Below are 1,497 nucleotides of genomic sequence, written 5' to 3'. Positions count from 1 at the left end.
GTGCCCGTCGCGCCCGGCGAGCGACGGCGACAGCCGCCGCATCCGTGCGCGGATGCGCTGGGCCGGCGTGTGGCTCGCGCGATCGAACAGCGACGACAGCACGAGCCCGATCGCGAGGATCATCGCGAACGCGCCCACCGCGAACAGGTCGGCGGCCCTCATTGCCGGAACACCTCGGCGAGCGCATCCTCGACGCCGTAATATGCGGCGCGCGCCGAGAATCCCGGCCGCAATGGCAATGCCTCGAACACGCCCTTCACCGAATCGCGCGTCGTGTCGCCTTCCTGGCGGAACGCGAACAGGTCCTGCGTAATCACCACCTCACCTTCCATCCCGACGATCTCGGTGATCCGCGTGACGCGCCGCACGCCGTCGCGCATCCGCTCGATCTGCACGAACAGGTGCACGGCGCTCGCGATCTGGCGCCGGATCGACAGCAGCTGCAGGTTCGCGTTCGCCATCATGACCATGCTTTCGAGCCGGCTGATCGCATCGCGTGGCGAATTCGCGTGGATCGTCGTCATCGAGCCGTCGTGCCCCGTGTTCATCGCCTGCAACACGTCGAACGCCTCAGGGCCGCGAATCTCGCCGAGGATGATGCGGTCGGGCCGCATCCGCAGTGCGTTGCGCACGAGATCGCGCTGCGAGATCCCGCCGAGCCCTTCGGTATTCTCCGGCCGCGTCTCGAGGCTCACGACGTGCGGCTGCAGCAACTGCAGCTCGGCCGCGTCCTCGATCGTCACGATCCGTTCGTGCTGCTCGATGTGCTGCGACAGCGCGTTGAGCAGCGTCGTCTTGCCCGAGCCGGTGCCGCCCGAGATCACGATGTTCAGCCGGCACCCGCACGCGACCTTCAGCACCTGCAGCATCGGATGCGAGATGTTGCCCTGCTGCGCCATCCGCGCGAGCGTGATGTCGCGCTTCGCGAACTTGCGGATCGAGATCGACGGGCCGCGCATCGCGATCGGCGGCAGCACGACGTTCACGCGGCTGCCGTCGGCGAGCCGCGCGTCGACCATCGGGCTGCTCTCGTCGACGCGACGCCCCACCGCCGCCGCGATCCGCTGCGCGACGCTCGCCACGTGCGCATCGTCGCGGAACTTCAGCGACGTGAGCTCGAGCCGGCCCGCGCGCTCGACGTAGACCTGGTCGGGCCCGTTGACGAGGATGTCGGTGACCGTATCGTCGGCGAGCAGCGGCTCGATCGGCCCGACGCCGAACATGTCGTTCAGGATCGCATCGACGATCAGCACCTGCTCGCCGGCCGTGATCTTCAGGCGCTCGCGATCGACCGTATGCGCGGCCACCTGCTCGATGCCGGCGCGCACTTCGTCGCGCGTCTTCATCAGCGCCGCCGACATGTTCATCGACGCGAACACCGCGGTGCGGATCGCGTCGAACTTGCTCGACCGGATCAGCGCTTCGTGGGTGTCGGTCGCCACGGGCGTGCGGGTCGGGGTCGGCGCAGGCGTGTCGGCCGCGGCCGGGGCCGGCGCG

General features: G+C 69.1%; 1 protein-coding gene. It reads right to left on the bottom strand.

Translation table 11 applies throughout. From position 1 onward, the window contains the following. Nucleotides 1-158: 158 nt before the first annotated feature. Nucleotides 159-1,497 (bottom strand): CpaF family protein (locus G3O00_RS42630; RefSeq protein WP_206146591.1); only part of this gene is annotated, 1,339 nt, incomplete at its 5' end.

Origin of the sequence: Burkholderia sp. Ac-20384, from assembly GCF_017104605.1 — a bacterium.
Lineage (GTDB): Bacteria > Pseudomonadota > Gammaproteobacteria > Burkholderiales > Burkholderiaceae > Burkholderia > Burkholderia lata.
The sequence above is the reverse complement of the archived record's forward strand: the minus strand, read 5'-3'. Positions and strand labels throughout refer to the sequence as shown.